Source organism: Corynebacterium crudilactis (assembly GCF_001643015.1).
Lineage (GTDB): Bacteria > Actinomycetota > Actinomycetes > Mycobacteriales > Mycobacteriaceae > Corynebacterium > Corynebacterium crudilactis.
Window position 1 is genome coordinate 2,996,536 of sequence record NZ_CP015622.1, and the last position, 23,325, is coordinate 3,019,860.

The 23,325-nt window shown below is 50.6% G+C and carries 16 protein-coding genes; 7 read left to right on the forward strand and 9 right to left on the reverse strand.

The features are described 5' to 3' along the window. Nucleotides 1-216 precede the first annotated feature (216 nt). From ccrud_RS13750 to tatA, 4 genes are all read left to right on the forward strand, one after another. On the forward strand, nucleotides 217-1,191 hold the full coding sequence (locus tag ccrud_RS13750; RefSeq protein WP_066569137.1) for a bile acid:sodium symporter family protein: 975 nt from the start codon (nucleotides 217-219) through the stop codon (nucleotides 1,189-1,191). Between the two features lie 194 nt (nucleotides 1,192-1,385). Next, nucleotides 1,386-2,159 (forward strand): DUF1684 domain-containing protein, encoded by a 774-nt coding sequence (locus ccrud_RS13755; RefSeq protein ID WP_066569141.1) that lies wholly within the window; start codon nucleotides 1,386-1,388, stop codon nucleotides 2,157-2,159. A 165-nt stretch (nucleotides 2,160-2,324) separates the two neighbouring features. Continuing rightward, nucleotides 2,325-2,597: an SDR family NAD(P)-dependent oxidoreductase gene (locus ccrud_RS15770; protein ID WP_066569143.1), complete on the forward strand. Its 273-nt coding sequence runs from the start codon at nucleotides 2,325-2,327 to the stop codon at nucleotides 2,595-2,597. A 259-nt stretch (nucleotides 2,598-2,856) separates the two neighbouring features. Then, the gene (gene tatA, locus ccrud_RS13765) at nucleotides 2,857-3,039 is read left to right on the forward strand and encodes a Sec-independent protein translocase subunit TatA (RefSeq protein ID WP_066569146.1); all 183 of its coding nucleotides are present in this window, start codon (nucleotides 2,857-2,859) and stop codon (nucleotides 3,037-3,039) included. A gap of 131 nt (nucleotides 3,040-3,170) precedes the next feature. Here tatA and ccrud_RS13770 read toward each other — a convergent pair whose 3' ends face one another. Further along, nucleotides 3,171-4,697: a peptide MFS transporter gene (locus ccrud_RS13770; RefSeq protein ID WP_066570047.1), complete on the reverse strand. Its 1,527-nt coding sequence runs from the start codon at nucleotides 4,695-4,697 to the stop codon at nucleotides 3,171-3,173. Nucleotides 4,698-5,065: 368 nt separating this feature from the next. Here ccrud_RS13770 and ccrud_RS13775 point away from each other — a divergent pair, with 368 nt between their 5' ends. Together ccrud_RS13775 and ccrud_RS13780 are read left to right on the forward strand one after the other, a co-directional pair. Then, nucleotides 5,066-5,878 carry an SDR family NAD(P)-dependent oxidoreductase gene (locus tag ccrud_RS13775; protein ID WP_066569149.1) on the forward strand — a complete coding sequence of 271 codons (813 nt, stop codon included), beginning with the start codon at nucleotides 5,066-5,068 and terminating at the stop codon, nucleotides 5,876-5,878. A 69-nt stretch (nucleotides 5,879-5,947) separates the two neighbouring features. After that, entirely contained in the window at nucleotides 5,948-8,266 is a 2,319-nt protein-coding gene (locus tag ccrud_RS13780) for a cytochrome P450 (protein ID WP_245670297.1), read from the forward strand. On the opposite strand, the gene ccrud_RS13785 is transcribed toward ccrud_RS13780, so the two are convergent. Next, on the reverse strand, nucleotides 8,263-8,826 hold the full coding sequence (locus ccrud_RS13785) for a TetR/AcrR family transcriptional regulator (protein ID WP_066569151.1): 564 nt from the start codon (nucleotides 8,824-8,826) through the stop codon (nucleotides 8,263-8,265). The two genes, ccrud_RS13780 and ccrud_RS13785, sit on opposite strands and share 4 nt — an antisense overlap. Nucleotides 8,827-9,355: 529 nt before the next feature. Between ccrud_RS13785 and ccrud_RS13790 the strand changes: the two genes are divergently transcribed. Beyond that, nucleotides 9,356-13,759, forward strand: a complete 4,404-nt coding sequence (locus ccrud_RS13790) for a lamin tail domain-containing protein (protein ID WP_066569153.1) — start codon at nucleotides 9,356-9,358, stop codon at nucleotides 13,757-13,759. A 204-nt stretch (nucleotides 13,760-13,963) separates the two neighbouring features. Here the strand turns inward: ccrud_RS13790 and ccrud_RS13795 are convergent, their stop codons facing one another. From ccrud_RS13795 to ccrud_RS13825, 7 genes are all read right to left on the reverse strand, one after another. Then, complete coding sequence (locus tag ccrud_RS13795; protein ID WP_066569157.1) at nucleotides 13,964-14,731, reverse strand: SDR family oxidoreductase; 768 nt, start codon at nucleotides 14,729-14,731, stop codon at nucleotides 13,964-13,966. Between the two features lie 24 nt (nucleotides 14,732-14,755). Then, nucleotides 14,756-16,777, reverse strand: a complete 2,022-nt coding sequence (locus ccrud_RS13800) for an acetoacetate--CoA ligase (protein ID WP_066569160.1) — start codon at nucleotides 16,775-16,777, stop codon at nucleotides 14,756-14,758. Nucleotides 16,778-16,812: 35 nt separating this feature from the next. Further along, nucleotides 16,813-18,174 carry an MFS transporter gene (locus ccrud_RS13805; RefSeq protein ID WP_066569163.1) on the reverse strand — a complete coding sequence of 454 codons (1,362 nt, stop codon included), beginning with the start codon at nucleotides 18,172-18,174 and terminating at the stop codon, nucleotides 16,813-16,815. 246 nt (nucleotides 18,175-18,420) lie between these two features. Continuing rightward, nucleotides 18,421-19,188: an IclR family transcriptional regulator gene (locus tag ccrud_RS13810; RefSeq protein ID WP_066569170.1), complete on the reverse strand. Its 768-nt coding sequence runs from the start codon at nucleotides 19,186-19,188 to the stop codon at nucleotides 18,421-18,423. Between the two features lie 2 nt (nucleotides 19,189-19,190). Next, nucleotides 19,191-20,072, reverse strand: a complete 882-nt coding sequence (locus ccrud_RS13815) for an amidohydrolase family protein (RefSeq protein WP_066569171.1) — start codon at nucleotides 20,070-20,072, stop codon at nucleotides 19,191-19,193. A gap of 210 nt (nucleotides 20,073-20,282) precedes the next feature. Further along, nucleotides 20,283-21,269 (reverse strand): hypothetical protein, encoded by a 987-nt coding sequence (locus ccrud_RS13820; RefSeq protein WP_066569172.1) that lies wholly within the window; start codon nucleotides 21,267-21,269, stop codon nucleotides 20,283-20,285. A gap of 318 nt (nucleotides 21,270-21,587) precedes the next feature. Then, nucleotides 21,588-23,102, reverse strand: coding sequence for an MFS transporter (locus ccrud_RS13825; protein ID WP_066569173.1), 1,515 nt, complete (start codon nucleotides 23,100-23,102; stop codon nucleotides 21,588-21,590). Nucleotides 23,103-23,325: the final 223 nt, after the last annotated feature.

A 23,325-nucleotide genomic window follows, 5' to 3' on the forward strand; every position in this document is an offset into this window, starting at 1 on the left:
GAAATTCAGGCCAAGGAAAACTCAGGCCTATAGGCTTCCGACTTTCAGCATAGTGACGAAACATATCCACTACGGAGCTAAACCATTATTAAGTATTCAACGATCTAAATCCCCCACCGCTTAGGCGGTGGGGAGGCAGGGAGGCGTCGAAAAGTAAAATCTTTTAAGGGGTGCTTTAAAGCAAAGATCTCCACCAACCGCCGTACACTAAAGCTCATGCTTGAACGCCTGAAACGTCTAGATCCACTCATTGTCCTCATTGTGTTGGCTGTCATTATTGCGATCATCATTCCCGTTCGCGGAGCCGCGGCAGAATGGTTCGATATCGCCGTCAAGATCGCTATCGCGTTACTCTTCTTCCTTTATGGTGCCAGGTTATCCACCCAAGAAGCACTTAATGGCCTGAAGCACTGGCGGCTGCACATCACTATTTTGCTTATTACTTTCGCGATTTTCCCACTGATCGGCATTGGCTTAGAACCAATGACCGCCTTTGTGTCAGAAGATATTTATCGTGGCATCTTATTCCTCACACTCGTTCCATCCACCGTGCAATCCTCGGTGGCCTTTACATCCATAGCTAAGGGAAATATTGCTGGCGCAATTGTGTCGGCTTCACTCTCCAATCTTGCCGGTGTGTTCCTCACCCCGCTGTTGGTGATGCTGGTGATGTCCGCGAATGGGGGAGTCCACATTGATTCTCGAGTGTTCCTCAATATTGCCATTCAGCTCCTGCTGCCATTTATCCTTGGACAACTCTGCCGTCGCTGGGTGAAAGGCTTCGCAGCAAACAAGGCAACCAAAATCGTGGACCGCGGATCTATCGCAATGGTGGTGTATTCCGCATTCTCTGCAGGTGTAGTTGCAGGTATCTGGACCACGGTCAGCGTCTGGGAAATTGTGTACCTCATCGGGTTCTCCGTACTGATGGTCATCGCCATGCTCTGGTTCTCACTATTTTTGGCTACCCGACTTGGATTTAACCGTGCAGATTCCATTGCTATTCAATTCTGTGGAACAAAGAAATCTTTGGCCACAGGCCTTCCCATGGCTGCAGTTATTTTCGGTGGAGCCAATATTGGTTTGCTCATCTTGCCGCTCATGATCTTCCACCAGGTTCAGCTCATGATCTGTGCGTGGCTTGCTGCCAAGTACGGACGTGATGCTCAGGAGCAAAAAGCAAAGGTTTAAAAACTTCGTCCGAAGCTGGCTGATCAAGCAATCAACGTGGACACCATCTCATCTGGGTGTCCACTTTTTTGTTTCCCAAAAACTCTCAATTCACAGAAAAAGGAGAGATGAATAAAACACCTTCCCCTAATAGACAGCATGGTCTAGATTAGCTTGAAATAAGAATTTCAACAGATACTAAGGCCACTCTCATCATGATTAACACGCTGCACGCACTTCCCGTCAATGAAACCGAATGGCACGCCTGGCATTTCTCCCGAAACAAAGATGCCATTGCACGCACTGGAGCAACAAGCTTAAGCACCACCCATTGGGTAAGCGCCACATCTTTGAAGGAAGCTCATACCTTCCCTTCCTTACCTGGACGCTGGTATCACAAGGGCGGTGGAGTAGTAGGAGCACATTTACCTCCTTCATTTACCACGACAGGAACAGTTCAATTACGCCCCGGTGAGCTCTTAGTTGCAGAGGATTTCACACTCACTGTGATTGAGCGTTTAGGGGAATTTGCCCTTCAGGTGTTTGATGCACGCAATCCTCAACGGCTGGAGTTTCAATCCATAGCGGCGTTCCCACCATCTGCAAAATGGCGCATCGAGGCACGCTTTTTCCCTGAGCCAGATACCGTTAATATAACTGCCGCCGATGGTGTCATCGTTGCTATTCCCACGGCCGGATGGGTGCACTTTTTAAAAAATCGGGTTGATTACCGCCTGCGGGTTACGGTCCAGAGCAAGAATTTACGCGCACTTTTTAGTGACAACTCTGCAACCTTGGGTGTGTACCCGCACCGCTTTGTTGATATTCCACGCCCAGATTTCGAAGGCAACACCATTATCGATTTCAATCGCTCCTACCTTCCACCCAAGGCCTTAAACCAGAATTTCCTGTGCCCCGCACCAAGTTTGAACAACCACCTCAACCTCACCGTGGAGGCAGGGGAGAAATGGGTTGTTGCGGGGAATTAACGTAATTTCTGTCATTCTCACTGAAAAAGCCTGAAGCTCGCTTAAAGTAACAACCGTGAAGGATGGCTCGTTGGGGCATATGACATCACTGGCGTAACCTATGCGCACCCGAATCTTCGCATTAGATTTTTGGATGTTCGGGATGCCACTTCATGAGATCAAGCGTTGGAAAAGCTTGCACAACATACCGACGGAACGATCGATGTCGTAGACAATAATGCAAGCGTGGTTTTTGAAGGGCCATTACAGAGTGCAGAGGAAGGGGACGTCGATAAGCTTCTTTCTATCAACGTGAAAGGCCTGACTTTTGGCGCTCGCGCTGCCCACCCTTATTTAGCGCGCACGCCGGGCGCGCATTTGTTGAATACGTCTTCGGCTTCAGCCGTGTACGGTCAGCCAAATATTGCCGGCCCGGCAGAAGCGCTGAATTTGGAATAGCGCAAAGACAATATTCGCGTGGTAGATGTGTGTCCGCTCTGGGCTAAAACTGGTTTGGTTCAAGGATTACGTTTGGGAGCACGCATCACGGAGTTTCTACCTTGGTTAAAACTCCGTACGTGATGAAACCCCTGTCTCCAAACCGCCTGGCCAAGAATTTCGCCAGACTAATTGCCGGTTAGTTGAACTGATCATTGTGTGCACCCTGTGCTGAAGTCTAGGGTGGAATACAGCAATCATTTCCTATGGAAGGTCCGTTATGACACCCGCAGGCCCAGCACAATTACTCATCGTCGCACTGGTAGTAATTGTTCTCTTTGGCTCCAATAAATTGCCTGATGTTGCCCGATCTTTGGGTCGTTCAATGCGCATTTTTAAATCCGAGATCAAAGAGATGAATAAGGATGCAATTGAAAGTTCTGAACAGTCTGTAAAGAACTAAAAAGAACTAGACAAGAAATAGGCAACAAAAATGCCGGCCCCCTCAAGATAGCGAGGGCGGCCGACATTATGCGTTAAAAATTCTTAACGGGCAAAATTCTTAACAGATAGATCTTTTAGCAGATTGAGCTTTTAGCGAACATCAATGAACTTCTTGAGTACCCAATTCTTCGATGCAATGATCGCAATACCAATAACGATTGCAGCGACACCAACAGCGATGAAGAAAATCTTTTCAGCGTCTGCATTGGTTGGATCGTAGTAACCACCCAGGGTGCCGGAGAGAGAAGTGCCCATGGATACTGCCATCAACCACACGGCGAACATGCGGGATTGGAAGGCTTCTGGAGCAACCTTTGTAGCCAGGGAGTTTCCAACAGGGGAGAGCAGCAGCTCTGCAATGGTGAAGAGGAAGTAGACCCAAATGATCAACAGCATTGGGGTGGAGTTCTCTGCACCGCCTGCGAAAGGCAGGAAGAAGAACAGTGCACAGCCGATGATGATATTGGCGATACCGAACTTCACAGCGGTAGACCACTGCTTGGAGCCAAGCTTTGTCCACAAGGTAGCAAAGATACCCGAGAAGATGATGATGAAGATCGGGTTGAAGGAGTTGATCAGTCCTGGAGGTAGTTCAAGTCCGAGGAAGTGGCGATCCAAACGGGTATCGGAGTAAACCGCAAGGACGGTGAACTGTGTCTGGAAGATAGCGAAGAAAAGCACGCCACCAATAAACATTGGGATGAATCCCAGAAGGCGAGACTTTTCTTTCGCGGTGGTCAGTGGGGAGGAATACATCTGAACCAGCAGTGCAACTGCCGCAATCAGGGCGATGGCAGCGGTGATGTTAGAGAGCCATTCCAGCTTGATCACGCCAGTTGCCACCAAAGCGACAACAGCTGCAACAACAATGACTACGCCCAAGAGCCATGGAAGGTATTGGTTCTTAGGGAGTGGGTTAGGGACATCGTGCCCAGCCGCACCGATGGTGGTCTTGCGCATTGCAACGTACTGGATCAGACCAAGTGCCATACCGAACGCTGCGATACCGAAGCCCCAGTGGAAGCCACCCCAACCCCAAATAGCGTTGGTGATCAGTGGTCCGAAAAGACCACCGAGGTTCACACCCATGTAGAAGATGGAGAAGCCTGCATCGCGGCGGCTATCCGTGCGAGAGTAAAGCTGTCCCAGCACCACCTGCGCGGCGGTCTTAACGCCACCAGATCCTAGACCGATGAGGACAAGGCCGATCGAGAGGCCCACATAGCCTGGAACCAAGGCCAGGGCGAGGTGTCCAACCATCACGATGATGGCGGAGTAGAAGAGTGTACGCTCTGATCCGAAAACTCGGTCCGCAAGGAATGATGCAACAAGGGAAGTCATGTAGACGAAGCCGCCATAGGCGCCCACGATAGACAGCGCTGCTGCTTGATCCATTCCCAATCCACCATTGGTGGTGGAGTAGTACAAGTAGAAGGCGAGGATGGACTGCATGCCGTAGAAGCTGAAACGCTCCCACATTTCTACGCCAAATAGATTTGCCAGCCCCCAAGGCTGGCCGAAGAACTGTTTTTCGTGGTGAGCGTCCGCCGTCTCGGACCCTGGATTAGGGCCTGAAGACTCGGGACTCACACCGTCTTGAGTTGTGTCGGTGTTCATAACTTCCATTTTCCTCCACCCAAAAGCACATTTCCAATTCTGGGACCCCTAAAGCCCTCATGAGAGCCCCCTTTAAAACCCCCAAGCATCAACCAGCTGATGAGGGAGTCTGGAAATGTTTCACGTGAAACATTCCAATCAACCCCGACCTGCTTGAGCACCCTCCCGTTTCCCACATACGCCGATCAGCAACCCCTGCAGTTAAGTCCATCAAATCAAAAAACAACCCCGGAATAGGGTGGATAAAGACGGAAAATGCCACCCTATTCAAGTTTTCAAAAACCTCACTAGACAGGTGTCTAATAACTACGGCATAGTGGGCGACAACATAAAAAGTGCCATGGAACACAGTTGGAAGGGAAATTGAAATGAGTCTCAAAAATAAGATTGCAGTAGTCACTGGCGCAGGATCCGGAATGGGACTAGCCACTGTAAAGGCATTCTTAAGAGAAGGCGCAACTGTTTATGCCCTTGATATCTCAGAAGACAATCTGAACCAAGAACTCAAGGCAGAGCCACATGCGCATCTCATTGCACTCGATATTTCCAATTCAGCTGCGGTCAATGAAGCCTTTTCCCGCATTGCTAATGAGCAGGGAAAAATCCACGCACTGATCAACGCAGCCGGAGTGAATACTCCCAATCGTCGTGCAACCGAATGGCTAGACAACATCAACCATTCCATGCTGGATGCGATGAAAAATGGTCAGCCGTACCATCCTGAATTTCTTTCTGAGATTCCCGATGAAGATTTTGATCGCGTCATGCAGATCAATGTCAACGGAACTTTCTACGCAATTCGAGCCGCAGCGCCACTATTAAAAGCTGCGGATGGGGGAGCCATCGTTAACTTTGCTTCTGTCGCTGGTCTCGTCGGGCTGCCCATGCCTGCTTATTATCCGGCATCAAAAGCGGCCATCGTGGGCATGACTCGGTCTATTTCTGGCGAGCTTGCGCCGTTTAATATCCGCGTCAATGCTCTTGCCCCGGCCGGGATCAACACCGCGCTGCTCACCCAATCCGGTGAGGATCATGTGCAGGCGCTGCTTTCCATGCAACCACTCAAGCGGCTCGCTGAGCCAGAGGAGATCGCGGAAACGTTGGTGTTCCTCGCTTCAGATGCCGGCGCTCATTACACCGGCCAGATTTTGTCGCCTTCCGGTGGCGCGTACCTCGCTTAAAAATTTGCTTCTCGACGCCTCCCTCCGGCGAGACCCCCACAACTAGCCCTTAAGTAAAGGACTCTTTTCATGTCTTCTCAAGAAACACACAAAGTTGGTTCCGCAGCCGCTATCAATGCAATGAATGCAGCTTCCCAAGCAGGAACCTTAACTGTTGATAATCCAGCTCCTGCTGCACCAAGCCGTTGTCCTTTCGCAGCTGGCTTTGATGCCATGGGCGATGCTTATTACAAGGATCCCGCTGCGCACTTTGCAGAGTTCCGAGATGAGACCCCAACATTTTTCTACCCATACCTCAATGCGTGGATGGTCACGCGCCACCAGGATGCACTCAAGGTGTTGGGGGATTGGAAGCAGTTTTCCTCAGCTGCAAACGCTGGGCTCATTGAGGTTCCAGAGGAATTCCAGGATGTCATTTCTAGCGAATTGATCTCCCGCGTTCTGGTGGGTTCTGATCCGCAGGGGCATACAACAGCTCGCGGTGTTGCCCAGTTGGGTTTCTTGCAAGAGAACATGGATGCGCTCGCTCCAGAAATTGAGGCACGCGCGCACCGCATCATCGATAAATTTGAAAACAACGGTTCCGGCAACCTCTTGGAAGATTATTGCTTGGAATTGACCACTCAAACTTTGCTTGCTCACATGGGTTTGGATTACTCCTGGGATACTCAGATCCGCGAGCTTCGTGATGATTTCTTCGCGGTCCTCGCATCTGCCCAAGAGCCTCTGCCTGAGCCGATGCGTTCTCAGGTCTGGACACGTTATGTGGCAGGAAATCTGAAACTGCGTGAAGTTATTGAATCACGCCGTGATTCCACCGAGCTTGATCTCATCTCTATCATGGCTTCTCAAAAAGATGAGCAGGGCAACTTTGTTCTGGATGCTGATCAAATTGCCATCCACCTCACCGAGTTCTGTGCAGCAGGCACTGACACCACGGCGCAGGCAATGGCCAATGCTTTGCTCTTCCTCAACGCACAACCAGAAGCGTTGGAGGATGCACTCTTGGAGCCGGAGTTGTGGCCTCGTGTGTTCGAAGAGACTGTGCGCCGTCGTCCATCCTCTACCTTCGCGTCCCGTCAGGCGATGATCGATATCGAGCTTGGTGGCGCATCCATCAAAAAGGGCGACATGGTGTGGGTCGCACTGTCCTCGGTTAACACTGATCCAGATTTCAAGGACAATCCTTTTGACTTTGATATTCACCGCCAAGAGCCAGAAGATCACTTGGCCTTTTCCACTGGCCGACATAAGTGCTTGGGTAATCCTCTGGCACGCGTGCAGGGGGCAACTGGCCTGAAGGTACTGTTTGAGCGCCTTCCTTCAATTACCGTCGATGATCCAGATTCTTTGGATTTCGTACGCATGGCTCTTCTTCCAGCACGCCGTTCCCTCAACGTCCATTGGGATCTTGCAGATATCGAACGCTCTCAGCAAACCACAATCCGCACTCTAGATCTGAAGGTTGCGCAGCGCGTGGAGGAATCCGAGGGCGTCATTTCTCTCACGCTGGTTCATCCCGATGGGGGAAAACTACCTAAGTGGAAACCGGGCGCACATGTGGATTTACATATCGGTGAGTTCACACGCCAGTATTCACTGTCCTCAGACTGTGAAGATCGCAATGCCTACCGAGTGGGTATCTTGCGCGAGCCTGCCGGACGTGGCGGCTCAGCTGCGGTTCATGATTTGCTTATCGACGGATCCTCCATCACGGTTTCCTGGCCACGAAATAATTTCCGTTTCGTGGATGCGGAGCGTTACCTCTTCATCGCCGGAGGCATTGGCATCACTCCAATCCTTGCGATGATCAAAGAAGCTGAACGCATCGGTAAGGAATGGACACTCCTCTACGGTGGCAGGTCTCGTTCCTCCATGGCATTCCTTCATGAATTGGAGGGCTACGGCGATCGCGTGAAGTTGGTTCCTCAAGATGAGCTTGGGCATTTGGATCTAGAAGCAGTACTTGGCACCGCTGCTGAAGGTACCTTGATCTACTGCTGTGGGCCTGAAGGATTATTGCAGGCTGTTGAATCTCAATCTGCCCACTGGCCAAAGGGCAGCTTGCGGCTAGAGCGCTTTGCTCCGAAGGTCATTGAACGCACCGGTGAAGATCAGGAATTCGAGGTGGAGTTCACCACCTCCGGAAAGACGTTTACTGTTGGTGCCGATGAGTCCATTTTGACGGCAGCAAAGCGCGAAGGCTTAAGCGTCATCTCCTCTTGCGAGACCGGAACCTGTGGCACATGTGAAACGACAATCACCTCCGGAGAAGTGGAGCACCGTGACTCCATCCTCACCGACGATGAGCAAGAGGCAAACGAAACCCTGATGATCTGTGTGTCTCGAGCTCAAGGCACCTGCCCGAAGCTAGTGCTTGCTCGTTAGGGTTTTTCAAACACAGTGAGCCACTGTCGGGCTACTGCCTGTTTCACCAATTCCTCGTTGGCATCTTGAGCGCGGACATAAAGGAAATAGAAATTCCTGTCCAAGCTCATGAGACTGGCGAGGAATTGAATGCGACGTTCCTCATTTTTTGCCAATTCCGGAACGGACAAGCTGAGGCGTTGCATCATGGCGAGCCATTCATCAGCGACTGCTGAGTCTTCTGCCATAGCCTGTTCCATAGCCCCGAACACCATGGCATATTCTTTCCACAGTTCCGACATGGTGTTCAACCAACCCAAGATTGATTCGAAAGTTGGTTCTTCAAGTTCAAAAACCTTGAGCAAAGGCGCACGGACACCAGGCTCAATTTCGCGCATTTTAGCCATCATCAGATCTGGCTTATTGCGGAAGTGTAGGTAGAGATTCGCGCGACTACCGCCAGCAGCTTGGGCAATCTGGTTCATCGACGTTGCTCCATATCCCTGCTTCAGGAAGAGTTCGTGAGCGGCGTCGATAAATTTTCGACGAGTTTCTGCCGCCTTCATATCTTTAAGATTCATGCTTTATAGCTCTTCTAGTTAAGGGAAGGGTTTTGAATAGCTTAGATCATCTGCGTCCACTAAAGGTGAAACGTGAAACCGGCAATGTTTCACGTGAAACATTGCCGTCCGAGGGGGAGACGTCGAAAAGCAAAATAGCGCGGGAGGCCACTAATCCCAACCCTATCTTGATTTTTTCACCCACTCGCCTCAAAACACCCCTCCCAGATTGGCGTCTAGCGAGCGTTTAAGGTGACACCCATGATGGAAGTCATTTAAGGTCATATATGCCCTTAAAATTGCCTTGAGGGCGTTTTTCCTCCGATGGCCTTAAAAATTAACCCGCTCCACCAAAAGTCATACTCATTTCGCCCACAGTTCATGTGAATTTAATAAGAAAACTCTAATCTATCTGCCAGGTGCAGGACATGCTTTCACTTGGAGATCTCTCAACCTCTTCCCGCCAGTTTGGCCGGATGAGGTTTTCTCTTTTCCACGTGTTGTCCACACGCAATGCTAGTAACTGAAAAATTGGACCTGAGGGAAAATCGTGAAAACTTCAAAACTAGGCCTACGGATTGCCATAGCTGCCACTGCAACCACAACGGCTCTTGCACTAACCAGCACCCATATGGTGCTTGCGCAGGAAAATGCTGATCTGTTGAATTCGGTGGAGGCTCTTGCTGAAGTTCCCTCCGATTTGGTCGTGACGGAAATCCTTCCGGACAACACCAGCTATGACAACTTCGAATTCTTTGAAGTACACAACACAGGTAGCGCACCCGTTACCATTGGGGAAGGGGAGTACACCTTTGCCTATTCCTATGATGATGCCGCGGACACTACACGCGATAATCCTCTATCCCTGGGCGAGGCTGTCACCGTGGCTGCCGGTGAAACAATCGTAGTGTGGATGGAATACACCTCAAGCACAGTAGACACCTCAGCGTTGAGTGAACAGGAATTCCGTGATTTCTATGACATGGATTCCTCTGCACGGATCTTCCGCGCGACGGGCCAAGCAGGTCTTGCCAATGGTGGTAACCGTGGCATCCGAATCCTCTACAACAATGAAGTTTCGCAGTGGGCGCATTACCCAGCAGGCAGCGCAGCAGTACAAAAGGGAATTGATTTTGCAGTTCCAGCACTGGGAGAACAGGCAAGCCCTGCTGTGCGCACCCAAACAGATCCGACTCCAGGTGTGGTCACTGCTGATCAATTAATCCCCGGTGGAGTAGAGCTTCCCGTGGAGCCAGAACTTCCTGTCGATCCAACAGATTCTCTCTTTGATGGGCTAACATCGCCGATAAATGCTGCTCCATTGATCATCACTGAGCTGATGGCCAACTCCACAAACATTGGCGGTTCCGATGGCTTTGAATACATCGAAGTAAGCAACACAACGGATGAGCCTGTCGATTTCTCTAACTTCACCTTGAACTATCTCTACCCTCAGGATGAGTTCACCAATACCAACACGGCCGTGTGGGCTGCAGAACCTGGCGATGTTGTTATTCAGCCTGGAAAGTCTTTGGTGTTCTGGGTAAAGAATGGTCCAAATGATAGCTCTACCGCGGCAGATTTCAATGCGGAATATGGCACTAACCTTGAAGCCGGTAAGGATCTCGTGGAGATTTCTTCGGGCGGTATGGCCAACGGCTCTGCGCGTGGCATGCAGATCCAAACCAACACCGGACACATCGTCAACCGCGCTTATTACAACATGGCTGGGGCATCTGATGTCAAAGCTAATGAAGGCCTACATTACGGCGTCGATGAGGCAGATCTACTCAAACAAACACTAATCGGCAGTGGTGCCCCTACTCCAGGCAGCGCGCATGCTGTGCAACTTCCAAGCACACTCATCTCCGTTGTTGCGGATAGCTCTGCGCCAACCATCGTGGACAATACTCTTGAGAGCATCGATCCAAGCCAGCCATTTACCTTCTCTTTCAACATCACCGATGACATCGCGGTGCGTACCGCCACGTTGCAGGTGACATCGAGTGCTGGCGAAGAGGCTACTCAGGTCAACCTCATTGATGAAGACGGCACCTTCAGCTGGGAACTTCCGGCCGCCGATCTCACTGGCAAGTCCTGGTTTGAATACAGCCTCAGCGTCACCGACGGCTTCAACAACACCACCACAGAGCCTGTACGCATCACGGTCGACGGCGCCAACACCGATCCGCTGCGCCTGAACTTGGAAGAAAACCAATGGGTCAGCGGCACCACCGATATCATTGGCGCTTCAGATACCTTCGGCGACGAGCTTGAATTGCTTATCGACGACGCCCCAGCGCCTACGCGCTCCAGCTTGTCGGCGGCTCCCACCTTTGCCATGGAAGTAACCCAAACTGATGTATTCTTCCGCAACGGCATCCTCGCTGGTGAGAAAGAACTCCACATCTTTGATAAAGGCACCTATTCCAGAATCGAAACCATTTCCACCGCAGTTCCGCTCTATCACATCAATGAAGACGGCAGCCTCACCGTCAGCGTCTATGCCGGAACTAAAGCCGCCCCGGGCATTGATCTCAATGAGAACAATGATGATTTCCAAATCAGGAACCTCCGCCTCATCCTCCCCGATGGCCGTACACTGACCCCCGCAGGAATCTCAGATTCCAACGCATGGCTCAACATGGGAGACAGCGCTGGAAAGCTTGATTTCATTGACGCCACTTTCCAGCTTCCCGAAGATTCCTTTACTGGCGTTTCCCACACCTGGGATACCACCAAGCTTGCAGATGGCGATCACAACATCACCATTTCCAAGGCAGCAGGGGAGAGCATCAGCCGCACGGTCCGCGTGGATAACACCGGCCCAGAGCTTCATGTCACCGGAGTCGAAGACGGCCAAGAGCTTCGCGGAACTGTCAACATCGATGCACAAGCAGACGATGCTGGCGCGGGTCTAAAAACAATTGAAACATTGCTCGATGGTGAGCGCGTGGAACTTCCACTGGCCACTGGATCACTTGCACTCAATCAAGGCGAACACACATTGGTTATTCGCGCCGAAGATGAAGTGGGCAACCGTACTGAAAAAACCATCACGTTCAGCACCCCTGATGAAAACCCGATCAGCGGCGATTATGCACCTTCGCATGGCGCTACTGTCGATGCCGGCGATGTCACCCTTTCGGCTCGAGCAACCGACCCAAGCGGCGATGCCGTGACCATGACATTTTTGGAAGCCGACACTCCACAATTGGCAAGCGGAAGAATTCGCACCTCCTCCGGAGCGGTAGAAAATGCGGCAGGAATTCAACGTAAAGAAGCTAAAGCACTGTCACAGGAAGACGTCGATAAGCTTGCCGGCACCGCTGATGGGCTGAGCCTGGAAGTAGCCTCAGACACCGCATTGCCGTATCAGCTCTTCGAGGTCGACGCAGCAGCAGAGCTCGCCGATGACACCGACGTGCGACTGAATTGGGCTGGCGCCGCCGATAGCCGAGCGCAAGTAATCATGTATGTTTTCAATGGCACATCTTGGGTCGAGCTAGATCGACACCTCACTGGCGATGCCCAAGAAGAGTTCAAGCTGCAGGGCATCGTCAATGCCTCCGAGTACGCTATCGACGGCACTGTCACCGTCCTGATCCAACATTCAGAAGGTTTCGCTGGCGCTGATTTGAGCACCCGGGCCTCCGCCGTCACCCCGGCGCATGCAGAGGACGTTCCTCGATCTGACTACGATTTCACCCTGGCTTGGGAATCCGACACCCAGTACTACAATGAGGAATTCCACGAACACCAAACCAAGATTCATGATTACATCCTTGCCGAGCGAGAGAACAAGAATATTCAGTTTCTGTTCCACACCGGCGATGTTGTAGATAACTGGGATCAGCCAGAACAATGGGCTGCCGCCAATCCTGAATACCAGCGACTCGACGAAGCTGGTCTACCTTATTCTGTCCTGGCCGGTAACCACGATGTGGACCATGCAAACGATGATTTTACCGAATTCAGCCGCCACTTTGGCGAACAGCGTTATGCAGACAACCCTTGGTACACCGAGTCATACCGCGACAACAGGGGACATTATGATCTGTTCTCCGCAGGCGGAATCGACTTCATCAACGTTGCCATGGGCTGGGCTCCAGACGATGACGCAATCGCATGGATGAATGAAGTTTTGGCCAAGCACCCTGAACGCGTGGCAATCCTCAACCTCCACGAGTTCATGCTCACCACCGGTGGCCTTGGACCAATTCCACAACGCATCCTTGATGAAGTTGCGGGAACCAATCCCAACGTTCGCATGATCATGTCCGGGCACTACCACGATGCCTACCAGCGCACAGATTCCTTTGACGATGACGGCGACGGAGTAGATGACCGCACTGTCACGTCCATGCTCTTTGATTACCAAGGCTTGCCAGAAGGTGGACAGGGATATCTGCGCCTCATGCACTTTGATAATGAAGGACAGAAAATGATGGTACGCACCTACTCACCATCATTGGAGGATTACAACTCAGAAGAAGCCTCCCTCATGGGACCGGCAGAAAATCCAAATCTCTACCAAGAGTTCGACATCTCCTACGAGCAGCTTGGCATCACACCAGAAGGCCGCACTCTCATTAGCGATTCCTTCAGTGCAGATTTCCTCACCTCCAACGAGATTGGCACTGTTCAAGATGTTCCTTCAGGAGCAGTCGCTTCTGTCGTATGGAACGCGGTTTCCGAAGGACGCCATGATTGGTATGTTCGCTCAGAAGATCCTTTCAGAGGTGCCGAAATTTCTCCAGTGCAATCCTTCATTGCTGGGGAAGAAGCGCTTGGTGAGGGCCCCACTTCCGGTAGCTCCAACGGCAGTTCTTCATCCACTGGACTCTGGGGAGCAGTTGCAGGATTCTTTGCAGGCGCTGCTGCCTTGGCGGGTGCAGCGGTTGCCTTCGTTCCAGGAATCTGGGACTACGTAGTGAACGCTTTCAAGAGATAAGAGAGTGAGAAAACGCTCCACACCAGATGGGTGTGGAGCGTTTTTCATTTCTCGATACTTCTCAATGTTTCACGTGAAACATTTACATTTGGACCGCTGGTTTAAAAGATAAACGGAGTCGGGTGGCGATGTTTCACGTGAAACATCGCCATGGTTCATGTCCCCACAACCCCGCAGGGTTCGTCGACAAGCATCTAGCTGTTTTTATTGCGCGGCCTTCGAATCCCCATCAATGGGGAATTGCTGACCGGAAATAGTTCTTGCATGTGGGCCAGCCAAGAATACAGCCAACGCCGCGATATCCTCGGGGTCCGTAAATTTCTTAATGGACTGGTTACTCAATCCAGCTTCCCGTTCCTCTTCCACGCTCCGTCCAGAAACTGCAGCCCTGCCTTCAAAGACCTGATCAACACGCGGACCATTCACTGCGCCTGGATGAATCGAGTTAACGGTAATGCCGTGTGGCCCAAGCTCCAAAGAAAGCGTCTTGGTAAAACCAACCAGACCCCATTTGGTTGCTGAATAAGCAATGCGGTTGGCATAGCCAAAACGACCAGCCAGCGAAGACATCACCAAAATGGAACCGCCATTCCCTGAAGCTTTGAGGAGTGGCACAAAATGTTGCACAACATTAAATGATCCCGTCAGGTTAATACCAACCACGGCATCCCACGCCTCAGCATCATATTCTTCAACTGGGGTAGTAGGGCCAGCGATACCAGCATTACTGACCAAAACATCGAGTCCGCCCCAACGGCTTTCCAGATCTTTAGCAAGCGCAGCAATATCTTCCCGGGAAGTAACATCACCGATGCTGGCACTTAAATTCTGATGTGTGCCCGATACTTTCGCCACTGCTTCAGGGTTCACATCAACGATATGAACCAAGCTGTCGGAATTTAAAAATGCCTCAGCAATTGCCCATCCGATACCGCCGGCGCCTGCTGTAATAAGGACTCGTTGTTGCGTCATTATTTCTTACTAACCTTTCTCTACTTAAGCCGCTGCTCGTTGCCGAGCGTACTCCCGGAACCACGCTAAAGCTTCCGGATTTTTCACGGAATCTGGATTCAATTCCCGTCCTGCAACACGTGGACTAAAGACCTTTTTCAAAGGAACTTCAAGCCTCTTCATAGTGTGTGTAACCGGAATTTCCGGCGCCACAATGATTTCATCAGGCACATGGCGAGCACTGGCACGAGTTTTCAACGTGGTGCAAATACGGTCACGAAGTACATCATCAAGCTCTGCGCCCTCGGCGAGAACAACAAACAATGGCATCCAGTACCCGCCGTTATCCTCTTCAATGCCAAGAACGAGGAAATCCTCGAGTTCTTCAATCTCAGTTAAAGCATCATAAATATCCGAAGGTCCGATACGCACGCCCTGACGGTTCAAGGTTGCATCAGCACGTCCATGAACGATGAACTCACCATCATAGGTTCGAGTAATCCAATCACCATGCATCCAAATGCCATCGCCTGCAGTGAAATAAGAGGAGTTGTAGCGATTTCCATCTTCATCACCCCACAGCATCACAGGCATGGAAGGTATCGGCTTGGTCACAGCCATGGCGCCTACTTGCCCCAGAACTGCGTGCCCATCTTCATCGTGTGCTTCCACCGCGACACCCAACAGAGCACCTTGCAAATAACCCAAATGGACGGGTTCCATGGGATTAGATCCTAAGAATCCACCGCAAATATCTGTGCCACCGGAATCTGATCCCAAGTGCACATCAGCTTTAATTGCTTCGTGAACCCAGCGCCAGGTGCTTGGTGGAAGTGGGGAACCAGTGGACAAAATAGAGCGCAATGCAGAAAAATCACGGCCACGTTGAGGATCAATTCCGGCTTTTTCTACCATGGTCAAATAAGCCGCGCCGGTGGCAAACATGGTGACTTTGAAATCTGAAATAATCTGGAAGTGATGATCCTTGCCCGTCACTTTCGGCGATCCCGCATAGGTGACAATTGCAGCGCCAGCCAAGAGGTTTTGCACAAGGGTGTTCCACACCATCCACGAGGTGTTTGCCGCAACATAATAAACATCTCCTGGACCGATATCTTGGTGCAGGCCAATATTTTTCAGCCCATCCAAAACCATGCCACCATGCCCATGCACGATGCCCTTTGGTTCACCAGTGGTGCCGGAGGAAAATAGAATCCACAGCGGATCATTAAAGCCCACTCGCTTATATGCTGGGGTGGTGCGCTTAGCCACACAACGATCAAAAGTAAGACGCTTCTGGCCGGTGAGAGACATAGTTCCAGGGTCCCGATCAGCTTCTAAAGTGCGTACCAGGATTGTTGCAGTAATGGAAGGAAGTCCGGCTTCCACCTCGGCGGTGTGCTCACGTCGCTCAATGTTCCGACCACCAAAAACATATCCATCGCTAGCCACCAAGATTTTAGGGTCTAGCTGCTTGACTCTGCGCACGCTAGCCTCAGCAGACAAATCTGGAGAGTTAATAGTCCACACCGCACCGACACTGGCTGCCGCCAACAGACCAATCACAGCCTCTGGGATATTGGGCAGTACTGCAGCAATACGATCGCCAGGCTCTACTCCGAGTTCAATAAAGGTGGCAGCTAGCGATGCCACCTGTGATTCCAACTGTGCCCACGTTAATTCCGTATGGCTGCCGTCTTCTGCAACATTGAAAATTGCAGTTTCATGAGACATCAGCGGATTGTGTGCATGGCGCAGCACATTTTCAGCGAAGTTCAACTTTGCGCCAGGGAACCAAGAAGCAAAGGGCATGACCGGCTCTTTGAGCACCTCGGTGCCATCAAAACCTTCACCAATGATATCAAAGTAGGTCTGAATGGAGCGCCAAAACTCTGCGACCTCAGTTACTGACCACTCCAAGAGGGTCCGAAAATCAGGCAGTGAACGTCCGAATTGAACTTCAGAGTAGCGAGAAAAATCTGCCATTTTGGAGTTATAAATTTGCTCCGAAGTAGGGCACCAGGTGATTGGGGCTTCCTGGACAGAATGTACAAGTGCAGTGGACATGATGAGAGGACCTCCGAGGTATTCTACGAATTTATCTAGTCAGCGAGGGTTGCTGTGGAGCGACCAAACAGCAGAGTCAGAGCGGCTGCGCCAGAGATCAGCAGTGGGACAGCGAAGTAAAGGAAGACTTTTTCAGGAGCAGCGCCAGAAGCCAAGATATAACCAACGATGATCGGGGCGGCTACGGAAACCAACCGTCCGATGCCGATCATCCAGCCGATTCCTGTGGCGCGGGAGCGAGAAGAGTAGATGGTTGGTGCCACTGCGTAGAAACCTGCGATGCCACCAGTAGTAAGAACACCCAGAACGAAACCGACCATAATTGCTACTGGGATGATGCTAAAGACCATGCCGAAAACAAGGTAAGCGCCTGCTGCAGCAAACAGCGTGAGGAAAAGAAGGTGACGGCCACTAAAGCGCATTGCTAGCGCTGCGAAGACGAAGCAGCCCAACACGCCACCGAGGTTTGCACCGATACCCATGGCATTGCCCAATTGTGGATCACCACTGACGTTGGTCAAAATGGTTGGGATCCAGGTGTTGGCAAAGTAATACGCAGCAACAAGTAGTGCATAGCCAACCCACAATGCGATGGTGAGACGAAGGGTCGGCGGGGAGAGGATATCGCGGATGGTGTTCTTGGTGCTGACACGGTTCTCTTCATCAACTTGTACTTCTGGAAGGGAAGCCAAAGGAGCGAGATTCATCTTGGTCAAAATGGTGTTTACCCGCTCAAGTGCGCCTGCTGGTCGGCGACCAAAGAGGTAATCCAAGGACTCAGGAAGAAGGAAGAATGCGGCGACAAGAGCCAGTACAGCCAAAATGGTGCCTGCAATAAACATGGAGTGCCAGCCGAACTCGGGGATCAAAGGACGAGCGATGAATCCTGCGATGGTTGCACCAATTGGGTAACCAGCAGCGTAAATAGCAATGGCCGTGGTGCGGCGTTTATCAGAGGAATATTCCGCAACCAATGCATTAAGGTTTGCCATCATTCCGCCAATACCCAGGCCGGTGAGGATACGCCATGCAATCAGCCATCCGGCGGAAGGTGCAGTCAGCGTAAGGGCCATGCCTAAGACGATCAGTGCCAGCATTGCCAAGGTGAGGGGGCGTCGACCAAAACGGTCTGCCAATGGTGTGAGGAAAATTGAGCCGATAGCCATACCGAAGAGGCTTCCGCTGAGCACATAACCTAAGATATCTGAGCTAATTCCCATTTGCTCTTGAATTTGTGGAGCGGCGAAGGCCATGATGCCAACTTCAAAGCCGTCCAAAATGACCATCATCAAAGCAATGGTGACGGTGATGATCTGGAATTGAGACATTTTGTTGTTGCGAACCTCAGCAAGGATCTGCTCTGGGCCCCGCGTTGACTGTTGGATTGTTGCGGTCACGGTGACTTCCTACCCTTCATAATATGACTGAAACTTCATCTGCGAAACAATGTGAGAGGAATCATAGGCAGGGTGTGATCTGTATGTCACTTCATCTGATACAGGTTCCGCACAAAGGAATTAGCAACCATGATTTTCCGATTTACACACCCCTAAAAATGCCAAAAGGGCACTTGAAAAAGTGCCCTGAGCTTGTCTTATTACCCTATTTCGTTATGTATTCCCCATAGAGGAATGCGCAACGGTTTAGCTTGATAGAAGTGTCGCTTCCACTTCTGCAACAGCCGTTTTTAAACCTTCCACATACTCTGTAAGACGGTTCCTATCGAAACGGGAAACAGGTATTGCCAGCGTCAAGGCTCCAAGCGGACGTGCATCCTTTCCCAGAATGCATACTCCGACGCCCACAACTCCCTGCTCGGTTTCTTCCACGCTCAAGGCATATCCATTTCTTCGCACTTGAGTGAGCATTCGCTTCAACATTTTCAGCGATGTAACTTTACGCGTAGGCCATTCGATCAGACCGCGCCGATAGATTTCTTCCACTTCTTGGTTAGACAAACGACCAAGAATCACTTTTCCGCCAGAAGAAACAAAGGCTGGCATTTCATCACCAGCTCTGCGTGTGACTCGCAAAATAGTATCCGGCTCAACACCATCAACAAAGCGGATATTTCCGCCTTTTAGCACCATCACCTGCACAGTTTCCCGAACGGCTTGTTGGAGCCTTGTCATGGGATCCATGGCAGCAGCACGCAGATCAGCCTCACTGATAATGCTCTTCTCCGTTCCCAAGACCATCCTGCCTAGGCGATAACGGCGGGAGAAATCCTGCACAACAAAGTCACGCCTAGCCAATGTGGAGAGCAATCTATGCGCAGTGGAGGCAGCAATGTCTAGATGTTCCGCTGCCTCTTTAACTGAGATGGAATCATTCTCACGCAAGTAAATGAGCAGTCGGAGAGCACGATCTACTGATTCCACTGGCGCTGACATAGAGTCTTGGGAAGACATAGCTATTTCAACCCGAGCGCACGCATAGCGTTTTGCTTAAAGATTTTCGGGCGCACTTCATCCTTGATTGGTAGCTCTGCGAAATCAGCAAGCCACCTTTCTGGAGCAAGCAAAGGGTAATCCGTAGCGAAAAGCACCTTGTCCGAAAGCATATTAGACATGTAGCCCACCAAAGATTGTGGGAAGTACTTTGGTCGCCAACCTGAAAGATCAATGAACACATTAGATTTGTGGATCGCAATAGAGTTCGCTTCATCCTGCCATGGCACAGAAGGATGTGCCATGATGATGCGCAGTTCTGGGAACTCGGCAGCGATATCATCAAGAAGCAATGGGTTGGAGTATCCCAGCTTTATTCCGCCACCGCCTGCCATGCCGGCGCCGATTCCATTTTGTCCAGTATGGAAAAGAGCGGTGACTCCCAAATCTGAAATTGTTTTCCACAGTGGGCGATACTGCGGATCAGAAGGGTCAAAACCTTGAAGAGACGGGTGGAACTTCATGCCCCACACACCCAGCTCTTCTACCTGGCGGATTGCCTCATCAATCGCATCTTGGCCCGTGCGAGGATCAACACTGCCGAATGGAATCAGCACATCATTATGCTTTTGGGTTCCGGCAACCAGATCATCAATCGAGTTAGGAAGATGACCAAGCTGAGTGCGTGCATCCACCGTGAATACGACAGCAGCCATGTTTAGTTTGCGATAAAGATCGGCAATCGTATCGATGGAAGGAATGCGTTCGCCACCTTTGAAATACGCAGCAGATGCATCCATATATTCCTGCGGCAAGGAGTGGTGATCGCATGTATCGGTTTCATAATGAACGTGAACATCAATTGCCTCAATGGCATCAAAATCTACAGCTGACTCATAACGCATAGTGGTGAATTCTTTCTGGAGGAATGAATATGGATTCCCCTGAGCGTAAATGAACCAGCACTATAGTGAGGTTAATTTGCGACAGATTCCGGTAGGAGGAATCGTCGATAAGCACTTTTCGACGCCGCCAGCCACCAAAAAAGCCCGCCTATCAGCGGGCTTTGAGGCTGGATAAAGCAATAAATCCTGCCCACCTAGAAACAGTAAGAGCTACGGAGCCTCCATCGTGGGATTACCAAATTGATCATAATATCGAGGGGAAGTTTCACCAGTAATTTTGTCGAACCAAATCGCATTTCCATACTCATCGTAATAACCACATACTGCAGCTGGCCCTACGCATCCATCAGATCGTAAGGGCTCTTCATAAACCTCGATTTCAGGAGCACAGTTAATTGTGTCAGTAACAATCGAACCATCCGACATAACAGCGGCATTGCTTTCCCAACATTCCACGAACCTCAATGGCCCATAGGGGTCAAAATCCTCAGGATCCATAAAAGGCGGCCTTTGAGGAACAGAGCTAGTTTCTTCCACAATGTCTATAACTTCATTCGTTGGTGGTGTTGTCACTTTACTGGCAGTTGATGTGACCTCAGCACTTATCGGAGCTGACTTCGCACTACTGATATCAATCATGGTCAAATCGTCGTAGTGAGTTTCAGGATCCGCAAATCCAAAATGAATGATCTTAACGTCATCTGGGACCGGAAAAGACCAGATCATAGTATGACTAAAACCAGGATTTAGATCATCGTTACATCCAGGATTGCCAGGGATGCGATAGAGGTCATCGACGGGGTCATACCGCTGTCCCTTATCACTAAAGACGTGTGCTTGAATTGCAAAACCACAGGTCAAATCCCACGAAACTAACCCTGCATTTTCTACCGTGGTGGCAACCGTAACAAACCGTCCCCCTTCAGGAGCATCTAGCTGTTCTTGAGGCTTGGTACCTGGCTCCCACCCGTCAGCATGGAGCATTAAAAGTTCCATCTCCGACACACCGTCTACAATCAAAGTCACTCCAGGAGCTTCTACAGCTTCGTTGGCCTGTGGCAACTTAGGAGCCTCTGAAGACGAGACTGCTAGTGAATTTGAAGAAACTTCCTGGTCGATAGTCTCGCTAGATCCACATCCTGCAAGAAATAACAGTGCAACTGCCCCAAAAACCAGTGCTCTTTTACCTTTATACATCTACACTTCTTTCAGGATTCTCACGTCATGCGTCGCGATCAATTACGGCAGTAACTCACCTTACAAATGGAAGTCCGATGTAAAGGTCGTGTAATCATATTATCTACACATCAACCTTCTGCCCCCATACTCCTGAAGAATCCATTACCCCCTTACCTGACTCTATTCCAATATTTGGATGATTAACCAAATCTCAGAGAATCATTCTCTCTAACTACACGTTAAAGCGAAGTACGAAATTCAACATAGCCACCGTCGATAAGCACTTTTCGACGCCGCCAGCCACCAAAAAAGCCCGCCTATCAGCGGGCTTTGAGGTTATGCGTTTTGCTTTTCCGGTTCTATGGTTTCCTCATCGGGAAACGGCATATGGGAAAGATCAATATTGGGATCTTCATCCTGATTCTTCACGATCTCTACTGCCTCAGACTTGGTTTCCACAGTGGGGAATGAACCAAGCAAAGGCTTCTGTGAAGACTCAGTCATGAACAACAAGGCAATACCTGCGATTGCAGAGAAGAACATGATGTACAACGCTGGCACGATATCCAGGCCGGTCTTTTGCAACAAGAACTGGGTGATCAGCGGGGTAGTGCCACCAAACAGCGACACCGAAATGTTGTAAGAAATACCCATTCCGGAGAAACGTGATGCAGTTGGGAACAGTGCCGGCAGTGCGGATGCAGACAGCGCCACATACAAACCAGTTGGGATCGCAACCATGGACAGTGCAATCAGCACCGCACCGATTGTGCCGATATTCATGATCATGAAGGCAGGAACCATCAAGATCAACGTCGCAGCCACAGCCGTTGCATACACAGGCTTGCGGCCCACCTTATCACTCCACTTGCCCACGAAAGGCAAGAGCAAAGACATCACAACCAAAACTGGGACCGTCACCGCCGCAGCAGATGCAGAGTGCAGACCAATCTGCTCCTCTAGGTACACCGGCATATAACTAGTCAGGGCATAACCTGCAGTATTCGTTGCTGCAACAATTGCAATACCGATCAGCAGTGGACGCCAGTGGTGGCGGATCACGCCCATCAAGCCAAGGCGTGCATAAGGATCGTCAGAATCCTTTTCCAGGACAGCATCTTCGCCATCCTGGTTATTTTCAAACGCAGGAGTTTCCGGGATTCGGGTACGCAGATAAACAGCGATGATGCCCAATGGAATTGCCGTCAGGAATGGAATACGCCAACCGAAATCCTCCATGGCAGTAGCGCCATAGAAATGCGTGGTCACCCAAGTAGTGATCGCAACGACGGAAGCACCTGCAGCAAAGCCCAAGTAAGAGCCCATATCTAGGAAAGAACCAAAGAAGCCACGACGGCGATCCGGCGCAAATTCTGCCACATATGTGGTTGCACCTGCATATTCACCACCGGTGGAAAAGCCCTGGATCATCTTCAACAGATATAAAAGCACCAAAGCCCAAGCGCCTATCGACGCCGCCGTCGGCAGCAAGCCAATCAGCGCAGTAGACACCGCCATCATGGCCATGGTGACATAAAGGACCTTCTGACGGCCTACCTTGTCGCCTAATGGTCCAAGTACAAGACCACCCAAGGGACGTACTAAATAGGACACCGCGAAACCGAACATCACGGCCAGCAGCTGCCACTCTTCCGGCAGACCTTGCGTAAACACCGCGGTCATTGTGACTGTTAAATAACCATAAATACCGAAGTCGTACCACTCCATAAAGTTACCCACCACAGTGCCTTTAATGGCAGGGCGGATCTTTTTCGGAGGAACAACATTTACATCTTCAACTGTTAATCGTGGTTCGTCTTTGATTTTCTTTTTTGAGCGAATCGGGCTCACGAGTAAAACCTCTCGTCTTCTTTTTGAGTGCAGGTTCCTTAGAACTTTGGATTTTCTTCATCCAACACACCCTCGAGCGATGCTTCCGTCTTCCTGTAAAACTCCTTAAAGCTTTGCCTATAAAAGCGAAGTGGAAACACCACCTCTTTTTCAACATTGAACAACTTTAGTAGGGCTTAGGGGTGAAAGTCAGATCAATTTCAGGTCTGGGAGCTGCATAAAT

Bases quoted from the DNA above. Each gene is read 5' to 3' on its own strand.
- ccrud_RS13750 (WP_066569137.1), top strand. From the start codon at position 217: ATGCTTGAACGCCTGAAACGTCTAGATCCACTCATTGTCCTCATTGTG.
- ccrud_RS13755 (WP_066569141.1), top strand. From the start codon at position 1,386: ATGATTAACACGCTGCACGCACTTCCCGTCAATGAAACCGAATGGCAC.
- tatA (WP_066569146.1), top strand. From the start codon at position 2,857: ATGACACCCGCAGGCCCAGCACAATTACTCATCGTCGCACTGGTAGTA.
- ccrud_RS13770 (WP_066570047.1), bottom strand. From the start codon at position 4,697: ATGAACACCGACACAACTCAAGACGGTGTGAGTCCCGAGTCTTCAGGC.
- ccrud_RS13775 (WP_066569149.1), top strand. From the start codon at position 5,066: ATGAGTCTCAAAAATAAGATTGCAGTAGTCACTGGCGCAGGATCCGGA.
- ccrud_RS13780 (WP_245670297.1), top strand. From the start codon at position 5,948: ATGTCTTCTCAAGAAACACACAAAGTTGGTTCCGCAGCCGCTATCAAT.
- ccrud_RS13785 (WP_066569151.1), bottom strand. From the start codon at position 8,826: ATGAATCTTAAAGATATGAAGGCGGCAGAAACTCGTCGAAAATTTATC.
- ccrud_RS13795 (WP_066569157.1), bottom strand. From the start codon at position 14,731: ATGACGCAACAACGAGTCCTTATTACAGCAGGCGCCGGCGGTATCGGA.
- ccrud_RS13800 (WP_066569160.1), bottom strand. From the start codon at position 16,777: ATGTCCACTGCACTTGTACATTCTGTCCAGGAAGCCCCAATCACCTGG.
- ccrud_RS13810 (WP_066569170.1), bottom strand. From the start codon at position 19,188: ATGTCTTCCCAAGACTCTATGTCAGCGCCAGTGGAATCAGTAGATCGT.
- ccrud_RS13815 (WP_066569171.1), bottom strand. From the start codon at position 20,072: ATGCGTTATGAGTCAGCTGTAGATTTTGATGCCATTGAGGCAATTGAT.
- ccrud_RS13820 (WP_066569172.1), bottom strand. From the start codon at position 21,269: ATGTATAAAGGTAAAAGAGCACTGGTTTTTGGGGCAGTTGCACTGTTA.